Annotated in this window: 22 protein-coding genes; 9 read left to right on the forward strand and 13 right to left on the reverse strand. The window is 49.0% G+C overall.

All coding sequences use genetic code 11. From position 1 onward, the window contains the following. Nucleotides 1–100: 100 nt before the first annotated feature. Both hisH and hisB read right to left on the reverse strand, forming a co-directional pair. Nucleotides 101–772: an imidazole glycerol phosphate synthase subunit HisH gene (gene hisH, locus B2739_RS01295; protein ID WP_331344068.1), complete on the reverse strand. Its 672-nt coding sequence runs from the start codon at nucleotides 770–772 to the stop codon at nucleotides 101–103. A 3-nt stretch (nucleotides 773–775) separates the two neighbouring features. Further along, a complete protein-coding gene (gene hisB, locus B2739_RS01300) occupies nucleotides 776–1,369 on the reverse strand; it encodes an imidazoleglycerol-phosphate dehydratase HisB (protein WP_323813637.1) in 594 nt (197 codons plus the stop codon). 207 nt (nucleotides 1,370–1,576) lie between these two features. Here hisB and B2739_RS01305 point away from each other — a divergent pair, with 207 nt between their 5' ends. Beyond that, nucleotides 1,577–2,194, forward strand: coding sequence for a hypothetical protein (locus B2739_RS01305; RefSeq protein WP_331344069.1), 618 nt, complete (start codon nucleotides 1,577–1,579; stop codon nucleotides 2,192–2,194). 201 nt (nucleotides 2,195–2,395) lie between these two features. Beyond that, on the forward strand, nucleotides 2,396–3,061 hold the full coding sequence (locus tag B2739_RS01310) for a hypothetical protein (RefSeq protein ID WP_331344070.1): 666 nt from the start codon (nucleotides 2,396–2,398) through the stop codon (nucleotides 3,059–3,061). Between the two features lie 133 nt (nucleotides 3,062–3,194). Here the strand turns inward: B2739_RS01310 and B2739_RS01315 are convergent, their stop codons facing one another. Both B2739_RS01315 and B2739_RS01320 read right to left on the reverse strand, forming a co-directional pair. Continuing rightward, complete coding sequence (locus tag B2739_RS01315; protein WP_331344071.1) at nucleotides 3,195–4,496, reverse strand: dicarboxylate/amino acid:cation symporter; 1,302 nt, start codon at nucleotides 4,494–4,496, stop codon at nucleotides 3,195–3,197. A gap of 108 nt (nucleotides 4,497–4,604) precedes the next feature. Beyond that, on the reverse strand, nucleotides 4,605–4,880 hold the full coding sequence (locus B2739_RS01320; protein WP_331344072.1) for an HU family DNA-binding protein: 276 nt from the start codon (nucleotides 4,878–4,880) through the stop codon (nucleotides 4,605–4,607). Between the two features lie 179 nt (nucleotides 4,881–5,059). Here B2739_RS01320 and B2739_RS01325 point away from each other — a divergent pair, with 179 nt between their 5' ends. The 5 genes from B2739_RS01325 to B2739_RS01345 all read left to right on the forward strand — a co-directional run bounded on the left by B2739_RS01325 (nucleotide 5,060) and on the right by B2739_RS01345 (nucleotide 10,442). Further along, a complete protein-coding gene (locus B2739_RS01325) occupies nucleotides 5,060–5,626 on the forward strand; it encodes a chorismate--pyruvate lyase family protein (RefSeq protein ID WP_331344073.1) in 567 nt (188 codons plus the stop codon). A 285-nt stretch (nucleotides 5,627–5,911) separates the two neighbouring features. Beyond that, the gene (gene ubiA, locus B2739_RS01330) at nucleotides 5,912–6,736 is read left to right on the forward strand and encodes a 4-hydroxybenzoate octaprenyltransferase (RefSeq protein ID WP_331344245.1); all 825 of its coding nucleotides are present in this window, start codon (nucleotides 5,912–5,914) and stop codon (nucleotides 6,734–6,736) included. 112 nt (nucleotides 6,737–6,848) lie between these two features. Beyond that, nucleotides 6,849–7,547, forward strand: coding sequence for a phosphate regulon transcriptional regulator PhoB (gene phoB / locus B2739_RS01335; protein WP_331344074.1), 699 nt, complete (start codon nucleotides 6,849–6,851; stop codon nucleotides 7,545–7,547). Nucleotides 7,548–7,695: 148 nt separating this feature from the next. Next, entirely contained in the window at nucleotides 7,696–8,979 is a 1,284-nt protein-coding gene (gene phoR, locus B2739_RS01340) for a phosphate regulon sensor histidine kinase PhoR (protein ID WP_331344075.1), read from the forward strand. 284 nt (nucleotides 8,980–9,263) lie between these two features. Continuing rightward, on the forward strand, nucleotides 9,264–10,442 hold the full coding sequence (locus B2739_RS01345) for a lytic polysaccharide monooxygenase (protein ID WP_331344076.1): 1,179 nt from the start codon (nucleotides 9,264–9,266) through the stop codon (nucleotides 10,440–10,442). A 144-nt stretch (nucleotides 10,443–10,586) separates the two neighbouring features. Here B2739_RS01345 and B2739_RS01350 read toward each other — a convergent pair whose 3' ends face one another. Further along, the gene (locus B2739_RS01350; protein WP_331344077.1) at nucleotides 10,587–11,003 is read right to left on the reverse strand and encodes a DUF2141 domain-containing protein; all 417 of its coding nucleotides are present in this window, start codon (nucleotides 11,001–11,003) and stop codon (nucleotides 10,587–10,589) included. A 198-nt stretch (nucleotides 11,004–11,201) separates the two neighbouring features. Here B2739_RS01350 and B2739_RS01355 point away from each other — a divergent pair, with 198 nt between their 5' ends. Together B2739_RS01355 and B2739_RS01360 are read left to right on the forward strand one after the other, a co-directional pair. Further along, nucleotides 11,202–12,320 carry a sensor histidine kinase gene (locus tag B2739_RS01355; RefSeq protein WP_331344078.1) on the forward strand — a complete coding sequence of 373 codons (1,119 nt, stop codon included), beginning with the start codon at nucleotides 11,202–11,204 and terminating at the stop codon, nucleotides 12,318–12,320. Then, nucleotides 12,313–12,924 carry a response regulator transcription factor gene (locus B2739_RS01360; RefSeq protein ID WP_331344079.1) on the forward strand — a complete coding sequence of 204 codons (612 nt, stop codon included), beginning with the start codon at nucleotides 12,313–12,315 and terminating at the stop codon, nucleotides 12,922–12,924. Before B2739_RS01355 ends, B2739_RS01360 begins: the two co-directional genes overlap by 8 nt. A 94-nt stretch (nucleotides 12,925–13,018) precedes the next feature. On the opposite strand, the gene B2739_RS01365 is transcribed toward B2739_RS01360, so the two are convergent. From B2739_RS01365 to B2739_RS01400, 8 genes are all read right to left on the reverse strand, one after another. Continuing rightward, nucleotides 13,019–14,599, reverse strand: coding sequence for an aldehyde dehydrogenase (NADP(+)) (locus B2739_RS01365; RefSeq protein WP_331344080.1), 1,581 nt, complete (start codon nucleotides 14,597–14,599; stop codon nucleotides 13,019–13,021). A gap of 33 nt (nucleotides 14,600–14,632) precedes the next feature. Continuing rightward, entirely contained in the window at nucleotides 14,633–15,550 is a 918-nt protein-coding gene (gene kdgD / locus B2739_RS01370; RefSeq protein WP_331344081.1) for a 5-dehydro-4-deoxyglucarate dehydratase, read from the reverse strand. 173 nt (nucleotides 15,551–15,723) lie between these two features. Next, entirely contained in the window at nucleotides 15,724–17,271 is a 1,548-nt protein-coding gene (gene garD / locus B2739_RS01375) for a galactarate dehydratase (protein WP_331344082.1), read from the reverse strand. An 18-nt stretch (nucleotides 17,272–17,289) separates the two neighbouring features. Beyond that, complete coding sequence (locus B2739_RS01380; RefSeq protein WP_331344083.1) at nucleotides 17,290–18,699, reverse strand: MFS transporter; 1,410 nt, start codon at nucleotides 18,697–18,699, stop codon at nucleotides 17,290–17,292. 141 nt (nucleotides 18,700–18,840) lie between these two features. After that, entirely contained in the window at nucleotides 18,841–20,022 is a 1,182-nt protein-coding gene (locus B2739_RS01385) for a lactonase family protein (RefSeq protein ID WP_331344084.1), read from the reverse strand. Next, the gene (locus B2739_RS01390) at nucleotides 20,015–21,406 is read right to left on the reverse strand and encodes a glycoside hydrolase family 28 protein (protein ID WP_331344085.1); all 1,392 of its coding nucleotides are present in this window, start codon (nucleotides 21,404–21,406) and stop codon (nucleotides 20,015–20,017) included. Before B2739_RS01390 ends, B2739_RS01385 begins: the two co-directional genes overlap by 8 nt. 75 nt (nucleotides 21,407–21,481) lie before the next feature. Then, nucleotides 21,482–22,684, reverse strand: coding sequence for a glycoside hydrolase family 88 protein (locus B2739_RS01395; protein WP_331344086.1), 1,203 nt, complete (start codon nucleotides 22,682–22,684; stop codon nucleotides 21,482–21,484). A gap of 136 nt (nucleotides 22,685–22,820) precedes the next feature. Next, nucleotides 22,821–25,703, reverse strand: coding sequence for a TonB-dependent receptor (locus B2739_RS01400; RefSeq protein ID WP_331344087.1), 2,883 nt, complete (start codon nucleotides 25,701–25,703; stop codon nucleotides 22,821–22,823). Nucleotides 25,704–26,018: the final 315 nt, after the last annotated feature.

The following is a 26,018-nucleotide window of genomic DNA, read 5'->3' on the forward strand; positions in this document are numbered from 1 at the left end:
GTAGGTTGGCGGTGAGGAACGAACCCCAACATGACCATCTTTCAGCCCATGACCAGCGTTGGGGTTCGCAAGCTCACCACCAACCTACGACCATGTGGGATCAGGATTTTCCATCCCAATGTAAAAAGTTCTTCAACAACTGCAGGCCAACGGTATGGCTCTTTTCCGGGTGGAATTGCGCCACAAATAAATTCCCGCGATTTAGCGCGGCATGAAATTGAAAGCCATAGTCGCAAGTTGCAGCAACCAAGCTGGCATCGTCGGCAATTACGCAGTAACTGTGCACAAAATAGAAGCGGCTATCCTGAGGAATGCCATCCCAGAGAGGATGATCATTATGATGCACCTGATTCCAGCCCATGTGCGGCACTTTTAAATGCGCACCAGCGCTATCAATATGATTTTCGCCGAAGAAGCGCACTTTTCCCGGCAAGATACCGATGCAATCAACACCGCCGTTTTCTTCGCTGTGATCCATCAATGCTTGCATACCCACGCAAATCCCCAGCACCGGCTTACCAGTGGCGATTTGCTCGCGCAGCAATGTGTCGAATCCAAGGCGTTTGATTTCCGCCATGCAGTCGCGAATTGCACCCACACCAGGGAAGACCACACGATCAGCCGCGGCAACCACGGCCGGATCAGAAGTCACCACCACATGTTGCTCGGGGGCGACATGCTCAAGGGCACTTTTGACCGAATGCAGGTTGCCCATGCCGTAATCAATCACGGCAACTGTCTGTTTTGGCGTAATTACTGGCGCATCTGTCATCGCTTACAGAGTTCCTTTGGTAGAAGGGGTAATACCTTCCATGCGCGGATCCTTTTCCAACGCCATACGCAGGGCGCGGCCAAAGGCTTTAAATACGGTTTCGATCTGGTGATGCGCATTGTGGCCGCGCAGGTTATCCACATGCAGAGTTACACCGGCGTGGTTGACGAAACCCTGGAAAAACTCCCAGAACAGCTCTACATCGAACTGACCGACGCGCTTTTGGGTAAACGGAATATCCATCACCAAACCGGGGCGGCCGGAAAAGTCGATCACCACACGCGACAGCGCTTCATCGAGCGGCACATAGGCGTGGCCATAGCGGCGAATGCCTTTTTTGTCGCCGACTGCTTTGGCAATCGCCTGACCAATAGTGATGCCAATATCCTCTACCGAGTGATGGTCGTCGATATGGGTGTCGCCATCGCAGGTCACATCCAGATCAATCATGCCGTGACGGGCAATTTGATCCATCATGTGCTCAAGGAAAGGAACACCGGTGTTAAACACGCCTTTACCGGCACCATCAAGATTGAGGCTAACGCTGATTTTGGTTTCAAGGGTATTGCGCGTGACCTGAGCGATACGGTCGGACATAGGAAGACTCACATTAAGATGACTGGACTCACAAGCTGATACAAATTAATCGGCGGGAATTATATAGACTTGGCGCGCCGAATTCACGGAAAGCAGCGCTATTGGTGCGATTGTTAAGCCCAAATACAGATTCGGCTGCGCAAACTCTTGCGTGGATGGCGAGAAACCTCATCGCCGCATTATTTCATTCACTGATGGATCGATCCTATGCTTACCACCTTAAAACCCCTTGTACTGGCCTCCTGCCTTATCGCCATGAGCCCTTTCGCCTTGGCGCAATCCGACAACAATGTGCGCCAAACCGGCTGGAGCTGGTCCGGCCATGTGGATCATATCAACATCGACAAACAAGCCGCGGCCGAGCAGTGGATTGAAGACACTGCCGTTGCGATTGGCGGTGCCGCTGAGTATTACGCAAGCGACAGCGAAAACACCTTGTCGCTTGGCGCAAGCCTGCTGTTTTACCGCGACAACGCTGAGTTCTCGCAATATGTGGAAGATTATTGGGGCGATGAAAGTTATGAAGAATCGGATGCAAACGCGCTGATGCTGTTTGCGGAATACGGCCCCAAATATCGCTTCGGGCGCGACAACATGAGCTTTTTCAGTGTGCGCGGTGGCGTGAGCGGCATACTCGGCTCCGAGCGCAGTATCAGCAACTGCCGCGACTGCTACTCAGAGGATATTGAAATTGACGGCGGAGTCTATGGCCTGATCGGCATTGGCCAGACGTTGGGCCGTATTGATCTGAGTTTGCAATTCCAGCAATACCTGAGTGGCGATTTGGACAATACCTTGCGCCTGAAAATATCCGGCGCGTTTTAACAAGCTTATACGCCTGATGGCACAAAAAATGCCATCAGGCCGATTTCTGCAGTTGCTTTGGTTTTTATAAAAAGTCGGTATTAAGAGTCACTTGCGTTTACGGTCTCATGGTTTACTTTTAAAACGCAAGAAAAACAAAGTACGCCGGTATTGCGCAGGACGGATGATGTGATTACTTATAACCATTACCAGAGACACAGATTGAACGATCCCCTCAACCCTATACGCCAGCTTATACATCAGGCGCAGGAACAGGATGCCGCAAGCGGAAAGCTGCTTGAATTTGTGGAGTGCCGTAAACAGCACTTGCATGCGGCCATCAAATTACCTGACCAGCAAGCCACCAAAGATCTGGCTGATTTCGTAGTGCGTTACATAAAACACGTGCCGGATTTTATTGATGCGATCCGCAGCATGGCGCAAGAGGCAGGTATTTTTAACGATATTGAACCCCTGCTAAAAATTGCGAGCGATTATTTTTTATCGCCACCGTCGATTGTTGATCCTCACAGCCAATTGGAAGCACTGCTCGATGAAGCTTATCTTGCACACCGTTTGCTGGAAGAAGTGAATGACCGTTTTATGGCAAAAAGCGGAATCCCGCTCGCGCCTATGGATATGACTGTCGCGAACATTATTGCGCACGAATTAATTGGTGAACCTTTCGCGAATGAACTGGATCAGGCAGTTTTATTTTCAGCGGAGTTATTATTAACCGAACACGGTTTCGAAGGTGCCAACATTTCACATTACGTCAATGCGCATCGCGATAAGGGTTGGCAGGAAGAATTGGAGCGCTGGCCTTGTTTGGTAGAAGATTTATCGATCAGCGTGGAGTTTGATAGCGACACCATAACGCACCATTAAACTTTTTTACTCACTCAGCACCGCTGTTTCAAATAAAGTATATTCAAACCGTTACATAACAGTTCAATAAAAAGGCGAAGCGCACAACACGCTTCGCCTTTTTATTGAACTGATTTTCCGCTGCGGACAATTCTTAAACCGGATCGACTTCTGCGTTGAGTGTCATATCTTCGTAGCGCGTTTTGTCCACCATATTTTCGCTCTTGGCCACAATCACAGACACGGTTGCATCACCTGTGACATTGACTGCAGTGCGCACCATATCCAGCAAACGATCAACACCGATAATCAATGCAATCCCTTCGACCGGCAAGCCAACCGATTGCAACACCATCGCCAGCATTACCAGGCCCACACTGGGCACACCGGCGGTGCCGATGGAGGCGAGCGTGGCCGTCAGAATCACCATCAAATAACCGGACATCCCTATATCAATGTTGTACACCTGGGCAATAAATACGGTGGCAACCCCCTGCATAATGGCGGTGCCATCCATATTGATGGTCGCGCCCAGAGGCACTGAAAAACTGCTGACTTTATTGTCCACACCAAGATCGTGCTCAACGGTGCGCATAGTGACCGGCAAGGTTGCGTTGCTGGATGCGGTACTGAACGCAAACACTGCGACCTTCCACATTTTTTTGAAAAAGATGACGGGGTTTAATCCGGATAATGTTTTTATCAACAATCCGTAAACGACAAAACCATGTAGCAATAATACAAACAACACAGTGAAAAAATATTTCGCCAAATCAATGATCGCAGCAAAACCGATATTGGCAAACAATTTTGCCAACAAACAAAACACACCATAAGGCGCCAATTGCATCAGCAACAACATCATTTTGAGCACCACTTCATTCAAGTGCTCAAAAAACGTTTTCATGTTGCTGCCAATCTCACCACCCGTGCGCGATATGGCAATACCAAACAAAATCGAAAAGACAATGACTTGCAACATATTGCCTTCAGCCATTGCCTGAACCGGATTACTGGGAAATATATCGAGAAACGTTTGCTTGATGGATGGCGCAGGTGGCGCGGAATATGTGCTGGACAATGCCATGTCGACGGCAGCACCTGGTTGGATAAAAACCGCCACCCCCATCGCCAGTGCAATCGCTATTGACGTTGTACACAAATACAACACAACCGTTTTGGTTGCCAGGGCGCCCATGCGGTTATGGCCACCCAGTGAAGCAGCGCCACAGACCAATGACACAAACACAAGTGGCACAACCAATAATTTGAGTGACGCTACAAAAATCTGGCCGATAGTATCGAGCACGCCATTGATCAATACCGTTTGGATCCACTGGCCATAGGTCGTCGTGGGTGCGGTTTGGGGACCGTCTACACCGAGCACTAAATTAAAGATGACCCCCACAAGGACACCCAAAAGCATGCCGAGTAAAATTTTATTGGTCAGCGACATAGCCACCCCGGTCGTTATTATTGGTTGATGAAATGTAATTCAGGACGTTAAAGCAACAGATGGTAGGAGATCAGGCGAGGGCGGCATAGTTATGCCGCCGTAACATTATTATTCGTTAACTGCGTCTTTCAGGGCTTTGCCTGCTTTGAAGGTGACGGTTTTGCTGGCGGCGATCTGGATAGTTGCGCCGGTTTGCGGATTGCGGCCTTCACGTGCCGCGCGCGCGCTCACGTTGAATGTGCCAAACCCCAACAAGGCTACCGATTCCCCACGCGCCAGAGCATTGGTAATTTGTTCAATAAAGGCCGAAACCACCAGGTCCGCTTTATTTACACCCAGATCAGAATTATTGGCCAAAGCCACTACGATGTCGGTCTTATGCATGTTTTCTCTCTCCATCAACATTGAATTTCACGCGGAGTTTACCTGCATTCACAGGATTGCGGCAGACTTATAAACGCATTATTCACGCCTGGGATTGGCCAAGCTGATAAACTGCCATCCACTGATTTGCGCTTGCCAGCACCAACCGACTGCCACATTAGCCGATTGAGGAACCCGCTTTGCCCAAGGCCGCAATGCCCCGCCCGCTTTCAACCCGTTCGTGGAAACCTCTCCGCCAACTTGCCCGCCAACAGCGCCCGCAAGCCGCGCTACAGGATTGGCTGGCCGATAACGGTTCACTGACAGCGCGCCTCGTCTCATTAAGCCAGGGTCAGTTTGCCGTAAAAGTCTTGCGCCAGACGCTTGGTATCCCGAGCTTGAATGAGCGCCAGGCGCTGGGTATGAGCCGCCCGCAACAGGCCTTGATCCGCGAGGTGATACTCTGCGGCAAAGGAACACCCTGGGTATTTGCGCGCAGCATTTTACCGCTATCGAGCCTGACCGGATCACTGCGTCATCTGCGCCAACAAGGCAGCCGCCCGCTGGGCGCGTTTTTGTTCAGTCAGCCACACTTGGTGCGCAGTGCCATTGCAGTGGCGCGAATTAGCCGCGATCATGCCTATATGCCTGCCGAATTGTGCGGCAAGGGGCATCTGTGGGGGCGGCGTTCGGTGTTTTATCTACACGCCAAACCCCTGCTAGTCAGCGAAGTGTTTTTACCTGACTTTATTGCCCTGATTGAATAGCCTGAGTTTGATCGCTCAAATGTGACAGCCAGATAATCCAGAACCGTCCTGATACCCGATAACTCCAACAATGCCGGCGCTTTGGTTATGACAACTCCCAACTCACAAAAACCTGCTGCAACCTCCACCAAAACCGGCTCGGCCAAACCCGCCACGCCCAAATCTGCCGCTCCCAAATCTGCCAAGGCAGCAAAATCCAGTGCCGGCAAAATCCTCCAGCGCGCCACGCAACAAACCGCAGGCCAGACAGACCTACGCCAAAAAGTCCTGCTTTATTGGCGCTTGATGCGTATGGATCGCCCTATAGGTACGTTGTTATTGCTCTGGCCGACGCTCTGGAGCTTGTGGATTGCCGCCAAGGGCGTACCCAGCCTAAAAAATCTGGTGATATTTACCCTGGGAGTGATCGTGATGCGCGCCGCTGGCTGCGTAATCAACGACTTTGCCGACCGCAAGATCGACGGCAAGGTCAAGCGCACCAAAGACCGCCCGCTCGCGACCGGTGCGGTATCCAGCAAAGAGGCGCTTGGCTTGTTTATCGCGCTCTGCCTGATTGCGTTCGGGCTGGTACTAATGACCGATCCACTCACGATCAAGCTGTCCGTTGGCGGCCTGATTCTGGCTTTCTGTTATCCGTTTATGAAACGCCACACCCATTTGCCACAAGTGGTGCTCGGGGCTGCATTTGCATGGGGAATCCCCATGGCCTATGCGGCACAAGCCGGGGAGCTGCATCATGGCATGTGGCTCATCTACCTCGCTGTGGTGCTCTGGACAGTCGCCTACGACACCTTTTATGCGATGGTTGACCGCGACGACGACCTGAAAATCGGTGTGAAATCCACCGCCATTTTGTTTGGTGAGCAAGACCGGCTGATGACCGGCGTTCTGCAGGTAATGGCACTTTACGCGCTGTTGCTTGTTGGGGAACGCTTTGAATTAGGCGCTGCTTACTTCCTTGGGCTGGCCGTTGCGGGAGCGCTTTTTGTGTATCAACAATGGTTGATACGCTTTCGCAAACGCGAGGACTGCTTCAAAGCATTTTTGAACAACAATTGGGTGGGTGCGGCGGTGTTTGTGGGCATTGCTGCCGATTACGCATTGCGCTAGCGCAAAATTTTTATCCTGTCATAAATGTGTAACACTGAGCTTATTTAATAAGCTGCAACAATAGCTTCACAAACCCGTGGGGCGCTCCGTAGTTTTTTCAGGCAGAACATTTATGACTGGTCGTAAAATCCTGATCGTTGACGATGAATCCGCAATCCGCGACATGTTGCGTGTGGCGCTGGAAATGGCCGAATACCAGGTAATGGAGGCAAGCAATGCACAGGATGCCCACGGCCTGATCATTGATGAAAAGCCTGACTTGATATTGCTTGACTGGATGATGCCCGGCACCAGCGGTATTGAACTGGCGCGCCGTTTAAAACGCGACGAAGTCACCGCCAACACCCCCATCATTATGCTCACCGCCAAAGGCGAGGAAGACAACAAGATCCAGGGGCTGGAAGTGGGTGCCGATGATTACATCACCAAGCCTTTTTCTCCGCGTGAACTGGTTGCCCGCTTGAAAGCCGTGTTGCGCCGCGCTGATCCGCAAATCAACTCAGCACCGATCACCGTACAGGGCTTGTGCCTTGACCCCGCCAGCCACCGCGTCACCATCAATAACCAGTCGGTGGATATGGGGCCAACCGAATATCGTTTACTGGAATTTTTCCTGACCCATCAGGAAAGAGCCTATACTCGCAGCCAATTGCTGGATCACGTCTGGGGCGGCAATGTGTATGTGGAAGAGCGCACGGTGGATGTGCATATCCGCCGCCTGCGCAAAGCACTGACCATTGATGGCCACGAAGATTTGATCCAGACAGTGCGCGGTACGGGCTATCGTTTTTCTACTCGTATTGAAGCCTGATCCCCTGAATTCCGCAGCAAGGCCGTGACTCCATTGCAAGACACGCCGTGAATACTTCCCTGTAGGCTCGACTGCTGCATCCATGCAGCAGACGGTCTCGCAACGGAGTCCCTACCTTGCTACTGCTATGTGCCACGAGGTTTAGGTCTTGTTAAAAGGTTTTAGCGCTGAACTCCAGCGCATTCTTATCATCCTCGCCATTTGCAGCCTGATTGGTTTCTTCAGCGATAATTATTCGCTGTGGATGCTGATTGGCTGCTCCATTTATATCATTTGGATGCTCTGGCAAATCCGCCGCCTCAACCAATGGCTGGTGCGGCAAGACAGCCAGAACCCGCCAGAAGCCAGCGGCATCTGGGGGCAAATTTTCGACAACATCTATCAATTGCAGCGCGACCAGCGCCTTGAAAAAGAAAACCTGCAGGCGGTGATCAAACGCATCCAGGAAATCAGCTCATCGCTAAAAGATGGATTGATCATTTTGGATGCGCGCGGCCATCTGGATTTCTGGAACCCCGCCGCCCATCGCATGCTGGCGCTCAATACCAAAGACCAGGGGCAGTCGGTGATCAACTTTATCCGCCACCCCAAATTTGTCGCCTATTTTGAAGAAGGCAAATACGAAGAGCCGCTTGAGCTGCCATCGCCCCGTTTTGCCTCAAAGCACCTGCAATTCCAGATTACTCCGTTTGGTAAAAATGAACGCTTGATCGTCGTGCGCGATATCACCCAGGTGCACAATCTGGAAAAAATGCGGCAAGACTTTGTGGCCAACGTGTCGCACGAGTTGCGCACGCCGCTCACGGTGATCAACGGCTATGTAGAGACGCTGGCCGATAACAACACCATCCCCAGCTGGAATAAACCCTTGCAGCAAATGTTGCAACAGGCCAAACGCATGTCGCTGCTGATCAACGATTTGCTGGTGCTATCCAAACTGGAAACCACCGAAGCCGGGCACAACCACAAGCCGATTAATATCGAGCAACTGCTAACGATCATCAAAAGTGAAGCGGAAGTGCTCAGCAAAGAAAAAAACCAGCAGCTGACACTGATCTGCAACAACACCACCAAGCCCTTATTGTTGCCCGGCAATGAAAAAGAATTGCACAGCGCCTTTTCCAATCTGGTCATCAACGCGATCAAATACACACCCATCGATGGCAAGGTGAGCATGCTGCTCTGGCAAGATCAAAAAAATGTGTATGTGTCGGTGAGCGATAACGGCTCCGGAATTGAAGCCCAACATATCCCGCGTTTGACCGAGCGTTTTTATCGTGTCGATGCCAGCAGAAATAGTGGGACGGGTGGAACAGGCTTGGGGCTGGCGATTGTGAAACACGTATTGATGCGTCATGAAGCCGAATTGAAAATCACCAGCGAGCCGGGCAAAGGCAGTGTGTTTATGTGCGTGTTTCCCTTGCCGCACTAAATTTCGTTATTTTGCGCAGCAAATCACATTATTTTGACGTCAAAATAAAACTCGAACTTTTAATTTCGTTTTCTTCTGAAAATTTTCCGAAAATCAAACCTGCCTCCCAAAATATTACCCCCCAAACTGAAAGTCGGACTCGCCAATACAACGTTGTCATTTTAGACTCAATCCCCATGCAATGATCCTGGTGTTATACCCTGATCAGATGCATGTTTTATTCAGCTGTGCTCCCGAGTGCTGTTCAGGCACCGTCTAACAAACAATAAGTTCGGAGATTGAAAGTGAAAAAGACAATGAAAGCATGCGGTATTTCCGCAGTCGTATTGGGCTCAATCCTGATTGCAGGCCAGGCATTTGCCCACGGTTATGTATCTTCCCCCAAAAGCCGTGTGATCCAATGTAAAGAAAACGGCATTGAAAACCCGACCCACCCAGCCTGTATCGCAGCGAAAGCAGCGGGTAACGGCGGTCTCTACACCCCACAAGAAGTGGCGGTAGGTGGCGTGCGCGATAACCACGAATACTTTATTCCGGATGGCCGTCTTTGTTCTGTAGGTCGTTCTAACCTGTACGGTATGGATCTGGCGCGTACTGACTGGCCAGCAACCAACGTAAGTGCAGGCCCATTGCAATTTGTGTGGACCAACACTGCGGCACACAAAACCATGTACTTCCGTTACTACATCACCCGCGAAGGCTACAACCACGCGCAACCACTGCGCTGGTCTGACCTTGAATTGATCCACGACTCAGGTAAAGCGGATCAGGAACAAATTTCTTACCACACTGTTCAAATGCCACAACGTACTGGCCGTCACATCGTGTACAGCGTATGGCAACGTGACTGGGAAAGAGATGCGGCTGAAGGCTTCTATCAATGTATCGACGTTAACTACGGCGGTGGCGGAAACTCGTCTGTTGCCTCTTCAGTTGCATCTTCAGCCTCAAGCTCATCGGTTACATCTGTAGCTAGCTCGTCTGTTGGATCAAGTATTTCCAGCAACACTTGTGCTGGTCTGGGTATCTGGAACCCGACTATCGCTTACCAAAACCCAACCCAGATACAACACAACGGCAAGCGTTACCAGGCTAACTACTGGACTCAAGGCAACAACCCTGAGACCAGCAATGGCCAATACGCTCACTGGTTGGATCTGGGCGCGTGTGGTGGCTCTACTTCATCTACCCCATCCAGCGTTGCACCTAGCTCATCAAGCGTAGCGTCTTCTGTTGTTGCTTCATCTGTTGCCTCATCAGTCGCTTCGTCTGTGTCTACCGGTAACTGCACCTCTCCTGCTTATGTGAACGGTGCTAGCTACGCAAACGGCGCTAAAGTGGTTAACGCAGGTAGCGAGTATCAATGTACCGTGAGCGGCTGGTGTACTGTTGGCGGTCCATATGCACCCGGTACTGGCTGGGCATGGCAAAACGCATGGTCTTTGGTGCGCAGCTGTAACTAAGACCTGCTGACTGTATTACTTACAGGTAAAAGTCCTGCAAGTCTGGCGTGTAGGTAATGCAGTGCAAATAAATAAAAACGGCGATCTGAAAAGATCGCCGTTTTTATTTAACCCAACCTACCACCTCCACTACCTGGCCTGTTACTAACGCAGCTGGATTTCAATTTCAGTCGGTTTATCAAGCTGTATTTTCGCATCGTCAAATGACGGCGGGCCAAACATCCCACCATTGTTGGAAAACCCATAAGGCTCGGTGGGGATACCCATCGCATTCATATCGATACTGCCATTATCGTTCTCATCCTGAAACAACTTCACCGCGTATTCCCCCGCGGGAAGATCGCCCAGCACAACCCGCATACTGTCGCCGGTCATTTTTACTTTTTGCACAGCCACGCGCTGGCTGTTGTTGTCGTAGTGCGTTTGTTGGTTATAAACCGCCACCAGCAAATGACCATCTGTTGAGTCGATGTTACCCACATTCACCACCAACTCGTGCGCCATAGCGGGCAGCGCGCATACCAACAATCCTGCACCTGCCAATTTATTGATCGACTGCATAACAAAACTCCTTATCTATAGTGATAGAACACCCACACACAATAAGAAAATCCCGCTTCAAAAGCAGGTGTCAACACTCAGTATTTTGCGATGACACAACTCATCAAAACACGATGACAAATGTCCTGTTCTTGTGGATGTAATTTTGGACGTAAGATAGGCGGCCCGTTTCCACACGCAAAGTGTCAGGACTACCCGATGACCAATGACCGATACCTTCTCACACTGGCGGGCGTAATCACCTGGGGCGCGGTCGCTTATATTGAATTCCAGCGCCTGCTGGAATCCGCTTATGCCATCCCCGGCATTGCTGGTTATCTGGTTTTTTTATATTTATTTGTCAGAGTCACTTACACAGCAAACATCGCGCTTCATTACCGGCGGCACCGGATTTTTTTATTGCTGCAACTGGTCATTGCACTTTTGTTATTGCTTGTTCAGCGCAGTGATATAGCACCCGTACTACTCGTTATTTGGGCAGCGCAACTGGCCGATTATTTTTCGCGCCGCCAGGCGATTTTATGGGTACTGCTCAGCAATCTTGTGTTCTTTTTTATCATGACCTGGATCTGGCATTCCACCAACCAAGTGGTCAGTGCACTGACATTTCTTGGCTTCCAGATATTTGCACTGGCCACCGCATTTGCACGCGTCAGTGAGCGCCATGCGCGTGAAGAACTGGAGCAGGCCAACCAACAATTGTTAGCGACACGTATTATTCTGGCGCAATCCAGCAAACAGGAAGAGCGCTTGCGCATTGCGCGCGACCTGCACGATATTCTCGGGCACCAACTCACCGCGCTCAATTTACAATTGGAAATTTTGCAACACAAAGTAGGGCAACCACTGCAAGCGTCGGTGATGGATACCAAACAACTCGCCAAACAGTTGCTCGACAATATCCGCGCGGTCGTACGCGACCAACGCACCGCTACCGCAGTGGATTTTCATCAGGCAGTGCAGGCACTGGCAGAACATCTCCCGGAATTGGAGTTGGAAATCAACGGCCATTTGCAATTGGAATCTGCGCAAATCGCCGAGCAATTATTGCTCTGCATCCAGGAGGGTATCAGTAATGCGGTGCGTCACGGCAAAGCCAAAAAAATCCAACTCGCGCTTGAGCAGAAACAACAACAAAACCAACAACACATTTTTATTCAGCTCGATGATAACGGCCAGGGCTGCGCGCTGCTTAACCCCGGTAACGGACTTAAAGGGATGCAAGAACGTCTTCATCCTTTTGCGGGCAAGGTTGAATTAATACCGTTGAAGAAAGGTTGTCGGTTAGCGATAACAATGGAGTTACACAATGCTTAATGTAGGTTTGGTTGATGACCAGCAATTGGTGCGGCAGGGGATTTCCGGATTGCTGGCAATTTCCGGCAATGCGCAAGTCAGTTGGGAGGCGCGCAACGGCGAAGAAGCGCTGGCGTTTATCACACAACAGCCTGTCGATGTGCTGCTCGCCGATATTCGTATGCCAGTGATGGATGGCATCAGCCTGGTGAAGCACCTGCGCGCACGCAGCAATAACACACCCATTTTGATGCTCACAACATTTGACGATGCGGATTTATTTGCGCAGAGCATAAAAGCAGGCGCTAACGGTTTTTTATTAAAAGATGTGTCGCTGGAAAAACTCGTCAGCAGTTTGCAACTGGTGTCTGACGGTTCTACATTTTTGGCCGAGCCCGATATGTTGCGTGAATTCCAGCAAAAAAAATCGACATTGGATTTATCTGAACGGGAAAAACAAATTTTGCGCTTGTTGGTTAATGGCCTGTCCAATAAAGAAATTGCAAAAACGATTTTTCTGGCGGAAGGCACAGTGCGTAATCACGTATCCAATATACTCGCCAAACTCGACTGCCGCGACCGCACCCAAGCGGTACTCAAAGCCATCAGCGAAAATCTGGCGTAAAACACACACTGAAAAAACGCTTGTGTTTTACGCCGGATGCACCTTAAAAAACCGGATTCATACTAAAAAACGAGTTCACACTAGAAAACCGGACTCACACTAGAAAAATAGTGCCGTCAATCAAACGCTTCACCTGCAACAGATTATTCGCCTGTAATTCTGCAGGCAATAATTCATCGGGCAAATCCTGATAACACACCGGCCGCAAAAAACGCTCCAGTGCAGCAGTGCCGACCGATGTAGTGCGCGCATCGGTTGTTGCTGGCCAAGGGCCACCATGAACCATTGCATGACACACTTCCACACCGGTAGGCCAACCGTTGGCAAGAATGCGCCCAGCTTTGCGTTCCAAAACCGGCAGAAGTCTGCGCGCGGCATCACGTTCGGTGTTTGCAAAATGAAGCGTGGCAGTGAGTTGTCCATCCATTTTTTTTAGCACTTGCACTATTTCATCTTCATTGCGGCAGCGAATCACTAGCGATGCAGCGCCAAACATTTCTTCGTGCAAATTAATATCGTCCATAAAAGCAGCTGCAGTGGTTGCATAAAGCATGGCCTGACAAGCATTGGGCGCATCTGAAGCCAAACCAGAGGCAACAAGCTCCACCTGTTTACTTTTTGCGATGCAGGCAGTGGAGTGTTGATACGCATTATGGATGCCGGGGCTCAGCATGGTTTGCGCAGCCGATTCTTGCAGCGCCATTTTTGCGGATTGGATAAATTGATCAAGCGCAGGGGAATCAATCGCCAATAATAATCCCGGATTAGTACAAAACTGCCCGGCCCCCATGGTGAGTGATGCAACAAATTGTCGGCCTAATTCCACCGCTTTTTCTGTTAATGCACCGGGTAGCAACACCACCGGATTCAATGCACTTAATTCGCCATAAAAAGGAATCGGTTGTGGACGCTGCTGCGCGACACGCATCAGCGCAATACCACCGGCACGCGAGCCGGTAAATCCAACGGCCTGAATAACCGGATGCGCAACCAGCGCCGTTCCCAAAGTATTGCCCGAACCATACAGCAACGAAAATACACCTTCAGGCAAACCGCATTGCGCTACCGCCAATTGGATAACCTGCCCAACCAATTCCGATGTACCCGGATGCGCCGAATGCGCTTTTACAATAACCGGACAACCCGCCGCAAAAGCAGAGGCGGTATCGCCACCGGCCACCGAAAACGCGAGCGGAAAATTACTTGCACCAAATACCGCAACGGGGCCAAGTGGAATACGGCGTTGGCGTAAATCCGGACGCGCCAAAGGTTTGCGTTCCGGCATAGGCAAATCAATGCGCGGCAGATTGTGTTCACCGGATTGGATAGCCTGCGCAAATAAACGCAATTGGTTACAGGTGCGTGCGCGCTCGCCTTCCAAACGTGCACGCGGCAAACCGGTTTCTGCCATAGCGCGTTCAATTAATGTATCGCCAAGGGATTCAATATTGCGCGCGATAGTCTCTAAAAAATTTGCGCGCACCACAGGTGAAGTTGCGCGATAACTATCGAATGCCTGCTCTGCCAACGCACAGGCACGTTCAACATCCGCCACACCACCCAAATGATAAACAGGCTCAAGTTGTTCGCCGGTTGCAGGGCTCACGGCATACAAGGTTCCCTTGTCACCCGCGATTTGCGCAGCACCGATAAGCAAGTTTCCCGTTAATTTCATTGCAGCTACCTTTAACAATGTATCCTGTGAATTTTATTGGATGCGTGAAATTAACGCGGCAAGCTCCGCCATTTCACTCTCGGTTAAATCCAGCAAGGGTGTACGTACAGGGCCTGCATCGCGCCCCACAATTTTCATACCTGCTTTCACAATCGACACGGCATAACCCTGTTTGCGATTGCGAATCGCAATATACGGCAACACAAATTCATTGAGTGATTTATACACCTGCTCATAATTGCGCGCGCGCACAGCATGATAAAAATTCAGCGCAAATTCTGGCGCAAAATTAAAAATGGCCGACGAATAAGTAGTCACGCCCATTTCCAAATAAGGCAATGCAAAAGTTTCTGCTGTCGGCAACCCGCCAATGTAAGTCAGGCGATCACCTAAGCGGGCGTAGATGCGGGTCATTAATTCAATATCGCCCAAACCATCTTTATAGCCCACCAGATTAGGGCAGCGCTCCGCCAGTTTTTCCAGCTCGACTTCATCAAGGCGCTGGTTTGCGCGGTTATACACAATCACACCTAGTTTGGTGGATTTACAAATGGCTTCTACATGCGCGGCCACACCGTCTTTTGCGGCTTCGGTTAAATAAGGCGGCAACAATAAAACACCATCGGCACCGGCTGCTTCTGCGGCTTGGCAATATTCAATTGATACCGCTGTACCACCACCGGCAGGCGCAATCACCGGCATTTTATGTCCGGTTTCTTGCACTGCTGCACGCACAACGCGATCCACTTCTTTTTGCGTGAGCGAAAAAAATTCACCCGTACCACCGGCTGCAAACATGGCCGCAGCATCGTGGCTAAATAGCCAATTCAAATTAGCGCGATAAGCGTCTTCATTGAACGAATGGTCGCTGGCTTTAAAGTGGGTAATCGGAAAAGACAACAGACCGCTGCCAACAATTTTTGCGAATTCTTTAGGTGTATAACGGGACACGGAATCATCTCCTGCGGTGAATATTTCAAGGAAATTTTTGCACCGCAATCTATGCAGGTAAAGCTTAATTGCTGACTGGGTCAATACTGATTTTGTATTGATAAAAATTCCGCGTCGATTTCTTCACGGCCGAAAAATAAAAACGCGCGAACAAGTCGCGCGTTTGGTACAGATCAGGTGACCGGTGCAGGATTAAACAACACCAGTGAGTTATATAATTTCCAATGCTCAGCCCAGGTTTTTTTGCCGCTGGCAACATCGAGCATCAAATGAAAAATTTCCCAGCCCATTTCTTCAATCGTTTTTTCACCATCGGCGATTCGCCCGGCATTCACATCCATAAGATCGTGCCAGCGGCGCGCTAACTCTGTTCGCGTTGCCACTTTAATCACCGGGCACTCTGCCAATCCATAAGGCGTACCGCGGCCAGTGGTGAAAATATGCAAATTCATTCCCGCCGCCAATTGCAAAGTGCCGCAAATAAAATCGCTCGCGGGGGTGGAGTTGTAAACCAAACCACGGGTAATACCGCGATCGCGCAAACGCTCACCCGGCGACACCACACCCACAATGGGCGATGATCCGGATTTCACAATCGAGCCCATGGCTTTTTCAACAATATTCGACAATCCGCCTTTTTTATTTCCGGGCGTGGTATTCGCACTGCGATCAACCATACCCGCCGCGAGATAATTATCGTACCACTGCATTTCTTTAATAATGTCGGCAGCCACTTGTGGCGTTGCTGCGCGCGCCGTCAATTGGTCTACACCATCGCGCACTTCGGTATTTTCTGAAAACATAACTGTTGCACCGGCGCGCACCAATAAATCGGCCGCGTAACCCAGTGCAGGGTTGGCGGTGATGCCGGAAAATGCATCGCTGCCGCCGCATTGCATGCCCACCACCAAGGCTGAAGCCGGACAGGTTTCGCGTGTGCGTTTATTTAATCGCTCCAGATGAAATTCCGCCTGCCGCAAAATGGAATTGATCATGCTCATAAAACCCACATGCTCTTCATCTTGCAAACACACAACTTGCGGGCCATCAACAACGGTCGCAGGAATTGATCCGGCGGGCATTAACCGCGATGGCTGTAATTTTTCACAACCCAAACTAATCACCATTATTTCGCCACCAAAATTCGGGTTGAGCGAAATATTGCGAATAGTGCGAATGGGAATTGGCGCCGCTGGTGCATCTATCGCCACACCACAACCGTAGCTGTGCGACAAACCAATCACGCCATCCACATTCGGATATTTTGGCAATAATTGTTCGCGAATAATCTTTACCGCGTAATCCACCACACCGGCCACACATTGCACGGTTTGGGTGATGGCTAAAATATTGCGCGTACCCACACTGCCATCGGCATTGCGATACCCTTGAAATGTAAAATTATCCAGCGGCTCGCCTGCAGTGCCAATACGCGTACTGATAGGTAAATTTTCCAGCCCTAACGCATTGGGCATTATCAATACGTTTTCATTCACCCAACTGCCAGCGGCGATGTTGTCTTTGGCATAACCGATAGTGACGTTGTAGCGGATCACCGCATCGCCCTGCGCGAAATTTTTCAACGCCACTTTATGTGCTTGCGGAATATTTTCACGCAGTATCACACCGCCTTCCACTTCTGTTCCCGCTGCTAACCCACCCTCGGTGACAACGACAGCAACGTTATCGGCCGGATGCATTTTGATAACCGCTTGGGACATACTAAAACCTCAAAAAAATTATTGTGCCGCAGGTGCACTCACCGAATCGCTCAAGGTGATGCGTTTAATTTCACCGACGACACACAAATAACTGACAATCGCCACAACCGCATGCGCACCCACATAAGCGAGCGCGCCTGCAAAAGAACCGGTGCTATACACTATGTAACCAATCACAATCGGCGTGACTATGCCGGCGCTATTCCCAAAGGTATTAAATAATCCACCCGACAAACCGCCCGCCTCTTTTGGCGATGTATCCGCCACAACCGCCCAGCCCAGCGCACCTACACCCTTGCCGAAATAGGCGAGCGACATAATCGCAATCACCAGCGTATCGGTATCCACATAATTGCACGCGATCATACTGGTGGACATCAACATGCCCACCACAATCGGCAATTTTCGCGCAAAGGTGAGTGAGTAACCTTTTTTGGTCAGGCGATCCGAAAGCCAACCGCCAGACACACCACCCAAAAACCCGGCAATTGCCGGAAGCGATGCCAAAAAACCCGCCTGCAAAATACTCATGCCGCGCTCTTGCACCAAATACACCGGAAACCAGGTGAGAAAAAAATAGGTGAGCGAATTAATACAGTACTGCCCGATATACACACCGAGCAACATGCGCGAGGCAAGTAATTCTTTAATGCACTTGAAGGTATCAACACGCTGGTTTTGTTGCGTGGAATTATCAAGGTCAACCAGCGCACCGCCTTCTTCTATGTAGCGCAATTCGCTGGCATTGACGCGCGGGTGCTGTTTGGGTGAGTAAATCGTTTTTAACCAGGCACCGGCCAATACAATTCCCAGCGCGCCCATAAAAAAGAAAATACTTTGCCAGCCGTAACTGTGCACCATCCAACCCATTAAGGGCGCGAATGCAACGGTTGCAAAATACTGCGCTGAATTAAAAATAGATGCTGCCAGCCCGCGCTCATGGGAGGGAAACCACGCAGAGGTAATACGGCTATTGCCGGGAAAGGCAGGCGCTTCTGCCGCACCAACCAACAAGCGCAACACAATCAGCATAATGAATGCGGCACCGCCCGTTAAAAAACCCACAAACCCTTGCAGCAGGGTAAAAGTGGACCATAAAAAAATACTCGCAAAATAGGTCAGCCGGGAACCAAATTTATCCAGCAACCAACCGCCGGGAATTTGTGCCAACACATAACTCCAGGCAAACGCAGAAAAAATATAACCCATCTCAATGGGCGATAAACCAAGATCGCTGGCGATATCAGATCCGGCGATAGAAATTGTTGCGCGGTCGGCATAGTTGATAGTTGTGGCAATGAATAACATCGCCAAAATTCCCCAGCGGGCACGCGTTGCAGTCGCTGCACTGATAGCCGCTTGATGAGCGGATAAATTGCTACTGCCCGGGCTGATGTCGGGTGCGCCGTTTGCTGGTGCATTGGCCATGAATTAACTCCCGCAATTGGTTCAATCGTTTTATTGTTAGGTTATTGTTAAGTTATTAAGTCATTTAAATGATGCGAGCTAATGAGTGCCGAATCAAACCAATGGATAAATGGATTAATCCAGTTTGCGCATGAATACCATTCACTCATCCTGCACTTCCGGTTTATTAGTGCGCGCTTTCAATGCAAGCGTTTCCACCCAGGAAGGATTATTACCGGTTGCCTTGCGGTCTGTTGCGGTCAGCGCACCCGTTGCAGGATTTATCGCAAACACCTGCAGGTGATGGGATTTTTGCCCAACCACTGCCAGATAGCGCCCGCTCTCAGCAATCGCAAACGCGCGCGGCTGATGTTCGGTTGTCCATTTACCCAGCGCGCGCAAGCGCCCCGATTGCTGATCCACACTGAAACCAAATAGGCTATTGCTGTTGCGCTCCGATACATACAAAAAATGTTCATCCGGCGTTAAATGAATATCGGCCGCCCAAGGCGTACTCCCTGCAGGCAAAAGCGAATGCGACTCGCGCAACGTCAACACCCCCGTTGAATGGTCGCGCACAGCAACCTGCACTTGCGCACTTAATTCACTGAGTACATAAACGCGCTTTTTTTGTTTGGAAAAAACAAAATGGCGCGGCCCGGAACCTGCCGGTAACTCAAGCGCTGTTGTATGTGGGGTGTCATCACCCAGCCGAAAATAATCCAACCGGTTTTCACCGAGTAACGACACATAAATAAATTGATTTTCAGGGTCCGCGGTTATTTGGTGCGGGTGCGCACCTGTCTTAATTACCTGCGCCTGCGCCGCAGGAATTCCGCTGGAATCCAATGGCTGGATGCTAATGCTATTGCCTCCATAGGAAGCCGACAATAAATAGCGCCCCGCGCGATCAAGATCGATGTTAGCCATGCTATCGGGCAAAGGGATTGATGTTCGCGCAGTTAAATAACCCGTGTGTGGATTAATATCAAACACTGCAACGCGATAAGGCTCCGAGCGGATCGCGGCATAAAGCAGCCGCTTGTTGTGCGATAAACGCAGCGGTATGACTGCACCGCGCACCGCAAGGGTTTGTTGCAATGCAGCTTTGCCGGTTTGTTCATCCAACCAAAATACAGACAGGCTGTGTGAATCGCTATTGGCGATATAAACCGCTGTTGTTGCAGAGGCTGTTGTTGCTGAGGTTGTTGTTGCTGAGGCCATTGTGGAAATAGCACAGAACCCAAATAAAAACGAACAAAGTAATAATAAAAATGCCCGGCAACCAAGTCCGGGCACAGGCATCGTCTTTTCAACAGCGCCAATAATGGAAGAATTATTCAAAATGCGCCGACAATGTTTGTCCATTGATTTGCAAGTCGGTAAAGGTCACATTTTTCAGGTTGGTAAAATCCATAAACTGTTTGGCAGATTTCACCTGGATATTTTTAAACAATACATTTTCCAATGGCTGCACTTGCGGAGCGTGGCTGATAAAAAAAGTATCCACTTTTTCTGCCACAATATTTTCAAACACAATATCGTGATATTTGGATGGAAAATTTCCGCCCAGATAACCCGCCACATAACTCAGGTCAAACCAGAATAGATATTTGGCTTCACCGATTTTGGTATTGCGAATGCGCACATGCTCTACACTACCACCGCGATCAAGATTCGCTTTTAAACGGAAAACCGATGAGCCTTTCAAGTAAGTGTTATCAGTGAAAAAGACATTTTTAATCCCGCCTGACATTTCACTACCCAAGCCCACACCGTCTTCACCATCAAGAATATTATTTCTCACCACCACATTTTCACTGGGGCGACCAATGGTGCGGCCATCCAGATCGCGGCCGGATTTAATCACGACCGAATCATCACCGGTGCGGAAATGGTTATCTTCAATCACCACCCAGCGACCCGAATCAATATCAATACCGTCATTATTCGGGAACATGCTGTTTACTTTAACCTTGCGCATTTGTGCGTGGTCGGTGTAAACCAAATGATTAACCCAGAAAGGAGAATTGATCGCGGTGTAGCCTTCAAGCAGCACCCGTTTTGCATTCACAATCTGGATCAGAGATGGACGCAAAAAATGTCCTTCAGCGAATTGGCGTTTTTCCAGTGGCACACCGTCAAAACCCATTTTACGCAGCGCCGCAATATCATCGGCCTGTTGTGTATGCCACGCATGGAATTCACTGTTGGCATTACCGTCAATCGTGCCGGTACCGGTGATAGCAACATCGGTGACATTATTGGCATACACCAGTGGTGAATAACCGTAAATTTCTGTGCCTTCCCATCGGGTAAATACCGCAGGCAAGTAATCTTTTGCCGCTGCACTGAATAACAGGGTTGCGCCTTCTGCTAAATGTAAATTAATAAAACTCTGCAAATGCACAGGCCCGTTGGACAACCACTTACCGGCAGGGATAATCACTTTGCCACCACCAGCGGCAACAGCAGCGGCAATCGCTTTTTGAATCGCAGGACGGGCATCGCTTGCGCCATCACTTTTTGCACCAAAGTCGGTAATCACAAAAGTATTCTCGGGAATCTTCGGTGATTCAATTTTTTTAAGAATGACATCCATTTGTTTCCAATCCGACTTCTTATAAAAATGCGTCGAGGCTTGAGCGCTGGATAGCACAACACATTGCATCAGTAATAAGCAGATACTGATTTTTCGCAGACTGGAGAATAGAGTAGTTGATAGCATAGTGACTCTCACTTTTTATAAACGTTGCTTTTATAGACGCTGCTTTTATAGACGTTGTTTTTTTCGCTAAATGTATTATTTAAATTGCGCAATTTCGACACCAGCCAAAATAAATGGCCCCAACCCATGAGGGTCATCGGTGCGGATGGCTTCACTGACATAATACTCAAAGGTGCCCGTTCTATAGGGTTCGTTGCCCAGGCCTGCGCTACCACAGGTATCTTTTAAATGCAGCATGCCCTGACTATCCAATTCAGTATGATTTTTTACGATCCCATCAAAAATATTACGTGCGATACCTTTATATTTTTCGGGTAAATAATGTTTGTTGTAACCCTTGGCAAAGGCATAGGCAAACATGGCGCTACCAGAGGTCTCCAAATAATTACCATAGCGATCACCCTGATCTGTCACCTGATACCAGAGATGACTTGGGTGTTGCACTTTTAACAAAGCTTCCGACAATTCGTTTAATAACCGGATCAGGTCTTTGCGTTTGGGATGATTTTTGGGGAAGTAATCAAGCGTATCGACTAACGCCATGGCGTACCAACCCATAGAGCGCGACCAGAAGTGCGGCGATAAACCTGTTTCTTTGTTTGCCCATTTTTGCAAGTGACTTTCATCCCAGGCGTGAAACAGCAATCCGGTTTTGGCATCACGGGTTTTGCTTTCAATCAGCAAGAACTGGTGTGCAATATCATCAAACGATGCGCTGGATTCTTTGTGCACTTGTGCAAATTGCGCGTAGTAGGGCGCGCCCATATACAAGCCGTCCAACCACATTTGCCAAGGGTAAATATTTTTGTGCCAGAAACCGCCGCCGGTAGTGCGCGGCTGCCATTGCAATTGCACACGCAAACTTTGCATTGCCGTTAAATAGCGCGGATCTTTATATTTTTCATAGAGTAAAAATAAAAGTTTGCCGGGATTGATGGAATCAATATTAAATTCCGTTTGGGAGTAACCGTGAATCTTGCCGTTTTTATCGATGAGCTGATCGACAAACGTTTTACCGTAGGCGAGATATTTTTCATTGCCGGTTTGTACATAGAGTTTTTGAAAACCGTACAACACCAGTGAATAAGGATAGCCCCACTCAGGTTCAGTTAACTGCTTGAACTCGCGCATGGTCCAGGCTTCAGGGTGGCGCTGCATAATCGAATTAGCCATTAGCTCGGTAGTCACCAACGGCGTTTGTTCTGCTTGTGCTGCACAGCTCACGCTAAGTGCAGCCCCAAAAATAAGAGAAGATACCAACAGAAATATTTTTTTCATGGAGAACACCACACTCGGAACAGCATCAATACCGCATGCTACGCGGCAGGAATGCTTTAGAGGAAAGAACCGGATCATTAATCAACATTAATGATCCGGTTATTGCTGCTAATGGTACTTATTTGTGGATGACAACTTAGAAGGTCGCGCGAATTCCAAGGCTGATTTCACGGCCAGTGTTATTCACCTCACGCACCAAATCCAAATCGCCACCTGAGGTGACCGGACCAGTGGTGTAAAGACGCTCGTCTTCTTCTGTCAGGTTAATCACTTCCAGACTGACTTTGACGTTGTCGGTAATGTTGTAGAACGCCGACATATCCACGCGGGTTGGACCAGTGGTGTTTTCAGAATAGTTGCGATCACTGCCAGGAATTGAGGTTACGTAATCATCGCGACCATTCACGACTACGCGCGCACCAAAGTTTTCACGCTCAAAGTACACACCGTAGTTGTAACTGTTTTCCGATAAACCACTTAATGGACCTTTGATATCACCAGGGTAAGTAATTTCAGAATCCACGTAGGTGTAGTTGGCAAACATACCTAAGCCTTCAAAGGTAGAAGGCAAAAAGCTGAACGGTTGTTGATAGGAAATTTCATAACCATCCACCGTTGCACCTTCACCATTAACCGGAGTAGAGATGTTCCACTCATCGTTAATGCTTACACCATTAGGATCAAACGTCGGTGAGCTTGGGTTGGTTTGCGGGAATGCCGTTGCGACAATCGCTTTCAATTCCGGCGACAAGGTGCTCGCCACAGTGTCACTCAAAATAAAGCTATCAATATCTTTGTGGAAGAACGTAATCGCCACTACGGATTCTTCCGCAAAATACCATTCAATACCTAAATCAACAGCATCCGCCATTGTTGGCTTAAGACCCGGGTTACCGATATTCAGGTTGCCATTGATTGGCGTTGCGTTAACAGTCGCGGTCATGCTTGACATATTGGGGCGCGATAAATTTCTGTTGGCACTGAAACGAACCAATACATCATCCACCACTTCCAAGGTGGCGTTCACGGAAGGCAACCACTCTTTGTAATCGCTCTCGCGTTTTGAAATTTCGGTTCCGGCAACACCAATAGAAGTCACTTCCGTTTCAACATAACGCAAACCGGCATTAACCATTAATGGCATGCCCGCCAATTGCATATTGCGGTTGTATTCGGTGTAGGCACCGGTTGTCGTTTCGGTGACATCGAAGGTGGTAGGGTCATTCGGATTCAATGTAAATGAGCCTGCGTTATAAGCCGCTTTGGTTGCAGCAAAATCATTCACAATAAAATTCGTCGGGAAACCCGCAGGTGGATTAATTGCATCGCCATAACCTTTGGACACTTTCGCCAGAGTAGTGGTCAAATTCACCGTAGCTTGAGTGATTGGAAGAATGGTTGCGGTACCTGAACCGGTATTCACTCTTGCAACAGGATCGGTCAGCGAACCGGCAGTTGGATCGTGGCGCTCGGACGTAATATTGCGGTCATTCCAGATCACACCGGTTTTGATACTGGATTCATCCAGATCCCAAGTCAAGTCTGCGCGGAAAGTATCGTTCTCACGCTCCACAATATCTTTACGCAATGTCGGCGCAGTGAAGTGATAATTCAGTGGATCAGTAATATCAAAACCGTAACTCATTTCCGCAATATCGCCATCGCGGCGGAAATCATAAGCAAAATAGGTTGGATTCAATCCGTTGATCGCTTTGCGCGTAGGTGCAGCGGCGTTTGCATAACTCGGGTTGAGTGCATCAAGGTTAAAACGATACTGCTCTTCGTCGTGCACCACTGCGGCATTACCAAACATCAGATCCAGTTTTAAATTATCAGTAAGGTCAAACTTTCCTGACAACACAACTTGTTCGAATTCGGTATCACTGAATTGTCCACGGCTTTCTACACGTGGGGTAACACCGGTAAATTCACCGGCAATCGCAACGCGGCCAGCCTCATCCAATACAATATTGGTGGGTGTGATGGATGCAAAGGTATTGCGGAATTGCGCAAAGAAATTGTATGAAGAGACGGAAGTTTTCAGATCGGATTTCAAATAATCCAACGTAAATTCCATGCGGTCAGTTGGTCTGAACTGGAATGAACCTGTTACACCGGTACGCTCCTGGTCAGTGTTGAATGAATCCATACGCGGTAAACGCGGGAACAACATGTAATCGAGTTTTTCATTAGCCAATTTGGGATTGTTTGGATCTAAATCCGGATAGTTGGCCATTGGATCTGGCGTGCCGCCACTGATAGCAACGGTAGAATCATTACCGGCAAAACTTCTGTTGGAGTTATCAAATGCCGATGTCCAGCGCACACTGCCAAAACCTTCCTGACGAATATTACGCTCGGATTGCGCAAAACTCACCAATACACCCAATTTATCATCCGCAAAGGTGTTGCTAAACATACCGACTACGCGCGGGTCATCTTCACCGGTCAGGTTATCAACGGCCATTGATCCGCCAACAACGGCATGCAAGCCCGGATTATCAAAAGGCTTGGCAGAATAAAGTTCAACCGTCGAGGCAAGGCCACCTTCTTCCAGTGAACCTTTGGCCGATTTATTCAACACAATTTTATTAAATAATTCTGATGCAAATACGTTGAAGTCAAACGAGCGGCCGCGGTTTACACCGCCAGATGAGTCGAGACCACCGGTGCTTGATGGCACTTCCATTCCATTTAATGTGGTTGCAGAAAAGCCAGGGCCAAGGCCGCGCACAGTAATATTGCGCCCTTCACCACCTTCGCGGGTAATTGCAACACCGGGAACGCGCTGTAAAGATTCAGCAAGGTTGAGGTCAGGCATTTTGCCCATGTCTTCTGCGACAATTGCATCGACATTGTTGGCCGAGTTGCGTTTGGTATTCAGCGCATTTGCCAAGCTGGCGCGGAAACTACCGGTAACGATAACTTCCTCCACCTCGGAGTCCTGGGCATAACTGGTGATAGGGATCATGCTGGCCGCAATAGCAAACACAAGCGGATTAACTGCAAACTTTTTCATAGAGCTCTCCATTATTATTACCTGACGTTTTTATTAATTAGATAATCGGTTTTGGTGTAATTTATTAAAAAGAAGCCGTGATCGAGCCAAATTTCAGATAGCTTTTTAGTTTTGCTATTTATTGAAATACATTTTTATGCTGATCAAACTTCGTTGCGCAGTCCATAGACCGAGGTAATTACACATTGCCGATATGCAATTTTTATAACGCTGTATTAATAACTTTTTATTTGCTTTCTATTAAAAGTTTTTAATTAAAAATTTTTTGAATAATTATTTTGAATAAGAAGTTTAAATAAACTTTTTGTAACCGTT

The organism is Cellvibrio sp. UBA7661 (assembly GCA_002483365.1).
In the GTDB taxonomy this organism is placed as follows: domain Bacteria; phylum Pseudomonadota; class Gammaproteobacteria; order Pseudomonadales; family Cellvibrionaceae; genus Cellvibrio.

Coding starts and splice junctions, on each gene's coding strand:
- B2739_RS01320 (WP_331344072.1), bottom strand. CDS start 4,880: ATGCATAAGACCGACATCGTAGTGGCTTTGGCCAATAATTCTGATCTG.
- B2739_RS01315 (WP_331344071.1), bottom strand. CDS start 4,496: ATGTCGCTGACCAATAAAATTTTACTCGGCATGCTTTTGGGTGTCCTT.
- B2739_RS01365 (WP_331344080.1), bottom strand. CDS start 14,599: ATGAAATTAACGGGAAACTTGCTTATCGGTGCTGCGCAAATCGCGGGT.
- B2739_RS01380 (WP_331344083.1), bottom strand. CDS start 18,699: ATGGCCAATGCACCAGCAAACGGCGCACCCGACATCAGCCCGGGCAGT.
- B2739_RS01390 (WP_331344085.1), bottom strand. CDS start 21,406: ATGCTATCAACTACTCTATTCTCCAGTCTGCGAAAAATCAGTATCTGC.
- phoB (WP_331344074.1), top strand. CDS start 6,849: ATGACTGGTCGTAAAATCCTGATCGTTGACGATGAATCCGCAATCCGC.
- garD (WP_331344082.1), bottom strand. CDS start 17,271: ATGTCCCAAGCGGTTATCAAAATGCATCCGGCCGATAACGTTGCTGTC.
- B2739_RS01350 (WP_331344077.1), bottom strand. CDS start 11,003: ATGCAGTCGATCAATAAATTGGCAGGTGCAGGATTGTTGGTATGCGCG.
- hisB (WP_323813637.1), bottom strand. CDS start 1,369: ATGTCCGACCGTATCGCTCAGGTCACGCGCAATACCCTTGAAACCAAA.
- ubiA (WP_331344245.1), top strand. CDS start 5,912: ATGCGTATGGATCGCCCTATAGGTACGTTGTTATTGCTCTGGCCGACG.
- B2739_RS01400 (WP_331344087.1), bottom strand. CDS start 25,703: ATGAAAAAGTTTGCAGTTAATCCGCTTGTGTTTGCTATTGCGGCCAGC.
- B2739_RS01355 (WP_331344078.1), top strand. CDS start 11,202: ATGACCAATGACCGATACCTTCTCACACTGGCGGGCGTAATCACCTGG.
- B2739_RS01360 (WP_331344079.1), top strand. CDS start 12,313: ATGCTTAATGTAGGTTTGGTTGATGACCAGCAATTGGTGCGGCAGGGG.
- B2739_RS01305 (WP_331344069.1), top strand. CDS start 1,577: ATGCTTACCACCTTAAAACCCCTTGTACTGGCCTCCTGCCTTATCGCC.
- hisH (WP_331344068.1), bottom strand. CDS start 772: ATGACAGATGCGCCAGTAATTACGCCAAAACAGACAGTTGCCGTGATT.
- B2739_RS01395 (WP_331344086.1), bottom strand. CDS start 22,684: ATGAAAAAAATATTTCTGTTGGTATCTTCTCTTATTTTTGGGGCTGCA.